Origin of the sequence: Cuspidothrix issatschenkoi CHARLIE-1 (genome assembly GCF_002934005.1) — a bacterium.
GTDB lineage: Bacteria > Cyanobacteriota > Cyanobacteriia > Cyanobacteriales > Nostocaceae > Cuspidothrix > Cuspidothrix issatschenkoi.
In genome coordinates, this window is sequence record NZ_PGEM01000222.1 from 1 (window position 1) to 4,190 (window position 4,190).

The 4,190-nt window shown below is 28.7% G+C and carries 7 protein-coding genes; 1 reads left to right on the forward strand and 6 read right to left on the reverse strand.

What is annotated here, in order from left to right:
* From CUN59_RS22920 to CUN59_RS22940, 5 genes are all read right to left on the reverse strand, one after another.
* A partial coding sequence (locus tag CUN59_RS22920) for a Rep family protein (RefSeq protein WP_279327327.1) occupies positions 1-132 on the reverse strand: 132 nt, incomplete at its 3' end.
* 78 nt (positions 133-210) lie between these two features.
* Positions 211-372 (reverse strand): TraY domain-containing protein, encoded by a 162-nt coding sequence (locus tag CUN59_RS22925; protein WP_104389566.1) that lies wholly within the window; start codon positions 370-372, stop codon positions 211-213.
* A 437-nt stretch (positions 373-809) separates the two neighbouring features.
* Complete coding sequence (locus CUN59_RS22930; protein WP_207765460.1) at positions 810-2,156, reverse strand: hypothetical protein; 1,347 nt, start codon at positions 2,154-2,156, stop codon at positions 810-812.
* Positions 2,149-2,490, reverse strand: coding sequence for a hypothetical protein (locus tag CUN59_RS22935; RefSeq protein WP_104389562.1), 342 nt, complete (start codon positions 2,488-2,490; stop codon positions 2,149-2,151). The genes CUN59_RS22930 and CUN59_RS22935 overlap by 8 nt, the downstream gene beginning before the upstream one ends.
* Positions 2,483-2,812, reverse strand: coding sequence for a hypothetical protein (locus CUN59_RS22940; RefSeq protein WP_104389563.1), 330 nt, complete (start codon positions 2,810-2,812; stop codon positions 2,483-2,485). Before CUN59_RS22940 ends, CUN59_RS22935 begins: the two co-directional genes overlap by 8 nt.
* A 138-nt stretch (positions 2,813-2,950) precedes the next feature.
* Between CUN59_RS22940 and CUN59_RS22945 the strand changes: the two genes are divergently transcribed.
* Positions 2,951-3,694, forward strand: a complete 744-nt coding sequence (locus CUN59_RS22945) for a hypothetical protein (RefSeq protein ID WP_104389564.1) — start codon at positions 2,951-2,953, stop codon at positions 3,692-3,694.
* A gap of 13 nt (positions 3,695-3,707) precedes the next feature.
* On the opposite strand, the gene CUN59_RS22950 is transcribed toward CUN59_RS22945, so the two are convergent.
* Positions 3,708-4,190, reverse strand: a 483-nt coding sequence (locus CUN59_RS22950; protein WP_104389565.1) for a Rep family protein, incomplete at its 5' end; no start/stop codon positions are given.

A 4,190-nucleotide genomic window follows, 5' to 3' on the forward strand; every position in this document is an offset into this window, starting at 1 on the left:
ATGCAAAGGACTTTCAACCCACCGCATATGCGTCTCATCTAAAATGTCTCGCCAATTTTTAGGAGCAGACTCTGGATAAACTATAAAAGTCCAATCTCTTCCTTTTTCTACTGTTTTTTTATTATTAGCCATGATAAAATAAAGCGTAATAAAACATATTAATATTAAATCACATAGGGAAGTAACTTTGGTCGGTTGCACCCTATTTTTTTATGCCTTAACACGCTTATCCTCCTTTTCACTTAAAGATTTTTGATTTATTAAAAATGTAATATACTGCGATTTACTTAAACCACTTTCTTCACATTCTTTTATCAATCTTTCTAATGTTTCATCAGATAAAGTAATACCAACTTTATTTTTTTGAGCCAAACTAAACACCTCCCATATGTCTACCACTTTACAGAAAACTCTAGAAATTTACAACGTTTTCTAGAAATATCTAGAGTTTTTTTCTTTTTTTTTTTTAAAATCCTTCGAAATAAAAGCTCAAATCCCTTGTCACAGAAGAGTTCTAAGAGATTGATACTTTTTTTTCACAATGCACAATGCACACATGGGGGGTGTCGTAGTACCCCCCATGTGTGCAAAAATCGCACACCCCTAAATTCATAAAACCTTAGGGGCTCCGCCCCTAAAACCCCGACCTCTACTACCGAAATAGATTTTAAAATTAATTCTATTTCGCGTGTCGGTCTTTGCAATCTAACACATTCATTTCGCTTACCAGTCGCTTTCACAAGCTCCGTTCTCGCTACATTCCTGTGTTTTTTTCGATTGCGCCGACACTAAACGAAATAGAAAATTTTTTATAAAAACCAAGGCGTCTCATAAAAATGTGGTTTTTCCCATTTTTGACCACTTCCAGATATTTTTGCTAAACCTTGTCCTTTTGTATAACTACGTTTAGGCAAATCAGCAAAACCAGGCATTAAATAACGCCTTTCATCAGCAGAATCAGCTGCACCACCCAACATTATTACAGCGTCAGAACAGTTTGTCCTAGCTAATGTAGGTAAAAAGCCTTCTTTAGTAGCAAATTGACTGATAGCAATAACGTGTATACCAGCACTTGCACCAGTAGCCGAAAGTTTATTTATAGATTCTTCCCATCTATTTTTATATGTTTTTAAGTTCTTTTGTTCTAAACCGGCATTTAAATTTCCTATTTCATCAAAAATGATAGCTATATTATTCATATTTTCCATATCAAGATATTTATCTTTACCAGCTATATTAATTTGATCTAATCGATTTTTCATAACTTCAACCCAATATTCAGCACGCTCAACAATTTCAATGATTTCACTTTTTCCATTAAATTCTTTTACATATCTATCAAATTTTGCAGAATTATATTCAATCGTCCAATTTTGTAATTTCATCAACCTACATAAATAATCACCGGCAAAAACAGACTTACCAGCTCTAGTCCTAGCTATAATGCTTAAATGTGGTGTTTTATCAGCATGCCAAACTAAATCATAAGCTAAACGAATTGCATTTGGATCATTCTCTATTAAATTAGACTTAATTTGATTATGTTCAATATAGATACGATAAGAAGTTTCTGTATCTTCAAAATGAAATTTCATATACGTATCATTAGGTGTCAAATCAGATGATACAACAGCAAAGCGTTTTAGCTTTCCGTTAAATACACCAGAAACTTTTTGCTCATATTTTTCTTTATCCATTTTTTCAAAATTAGCTATATTTTCAATAGCTACAAAACCACCTGTACAATCTTCATCCACATACACATATAAATTAGGCATTTCTTCGCCATATCTAGTTGAATTACTTAATTTTAATACGTCAGTAATTTGCTTATCATTAAACAATTTAAGTATTTGTTTAGATAACTTGTTTTGTTTTTTGCTCATATATTCAATATCTAATTTAGAAATTTGTTCTCTCTGCCTTAAGGTTAAAATAAAAACAATTAATAACAACGAGGCAGTAAAAAACAACAGATAGGGAATAATTTTCAAATTACTAATAAATTCTTTCAAAAATTCAATTTTAGATAGTGAACAACCTATAATTAAACTAACAATAAAAATAAAAATAACAAACATCAAAGCACTAAATAAAACTTGGTGACTTTGACGTTTGCTATTCTCATCTGCAATTATCCGCCTATATTTAGACATTATTTTGCAAAGGTACTACAGTTTTCGCTGCATACCAGCCACCAGATTTTGTAGGTCCTCCACGTACTTCTGTAAATTCCAAAGGCATACCAAATTTTACATTCATTTTTTTATCAACTTTTATTTCGTACTCTAATCCATGCTTTGTATCAACTACTGCATATCTATATTTTCCATCATTCGTTTCATCAACTGATCCAGTTGATACAACTTTTAAATGTGGTATTACTTCTGCTGTATATTCATTTCCTGTTCTTTCACTAATTAAATTCACTTCTTGAGTATCGTGTTTTAAAACTTGCTTTAATGTAGGTGTCCAAATTGGTTTACTCATTACTATTACTTCCTTTCGTTAAATAATTCACAAACTTTTTATTAATAACATCATCAGTTAGATTTTTAATGAATTTCTGAACTTCTTTATCTTCAGATACAAATCTAAAACCAAATTCCTGCAGAATCATAAAAATCATAGCTTCACACGCCCTATCATCATGCGCCGAGCTCGCATACGACCACGGCGCCCCAAAATCTTCTTGTAATGTTTTAGCTGAAGATTGTAAATAAAACTCTAATTCTTGTATAGAATAAATCTTAATTATTCCCGAATCGAAACTATTATTGTTCTTTTTAAACATAGTAATCTGTCCTTCCATCTATTAAATTTTACAATCTAATTGTATAATTAAATCAATATTTAAACTAACTTTCTATACTTTATTAGAAAGTTAAAAACACTGATTTTACAATGTTTATATATTTAAAACTAACTTTTTTATAGAAAGGTGAATAAAATGAAAGAAACACTAACATTTAATATAGATAAATTAAAAAAAGATTACTTCGAGTATTTAGATACAACCAAATTTAAAGAAAATAAAAAAGTATGGTTAAGTGCAAATGAAATTAAAGCAATGATGGACTCAACATTCAAAGTAAGTTCTTCAAATTTAAGAGAATTTATAGAAGAAACATTTGGAATAAGAATGGATATAGATATGTCCCATAACAGAAATCAAATTAATTCTTTGATAAAACAAGTAACTTATACAAAAAAAGGAAAACGGACTTTTTTAAATTTGAATGAATATATAAAACTAATAAAATTAGATGATTTCAATTCATTCATAATCAACAACATAGAAAAAGACTTTAAAGTAAAAAATAGAAGAAAGTTAGAAAAAGAATTAATGTATTTACAAATAAATAGATACAAAGATACAGAACAATATAAACTTGATAACATGTTAGAATTACAATCATTTGCATATTACTTAGCTATATTAGATGTATTAGATGAAAAACTTAATTATTGGTATTCGCAACCGTTTATTCACAATACGTACGTAAAAACGAAAAATGAACATCTAAATAATTTATTAGATTTAATAAATACTCACTATGAAAATGAAAAATTAAGTAAATATAAATTCCATTCAATCGAAGATATAGAAACTACCAATCCAATTCAAAAAATATATTTCTTTTTAAGAGATATACAAGAATTAGAAAATAAAAAAGCAGATCACTATAAATAGTGACCTGTCTTTTTTATAAATTATTACGATATTTATAACTTTCTACTTTTGCTCTATTTTGCTTTTGCCAAATACCATCAATCATTTTATTAATAGCCAAAGTATTATAATTAATAGCTACATCAAACCACTCATCAGATGTTGAAATACAAGTCATCAAAAAATCAGCATAGTTATCAATTTTGTTCTCATAAATATATTCAATAATTTCCTTCATGACTGTCATTTTATCGGTCTTAGTTAATTCAAAATAGCTAGCTATATCAGCACCACCATGTCCAATAATTTCATCGATAGAATATTGAAATTTTTCTGGATTATCTAAATGCGCCATATATCTTATTAACCCTTTAGCTGAACCAACTTTTTTAGGTATAGGGGCATTTAATGGTTCTATAATTTTAATAACTTGATTATATGTAATCGGACCATCAGCACTTAGCAATATATGATAATGTTCTTTTTTAATTTCTCCATTCGGATTGAAATCTTTATT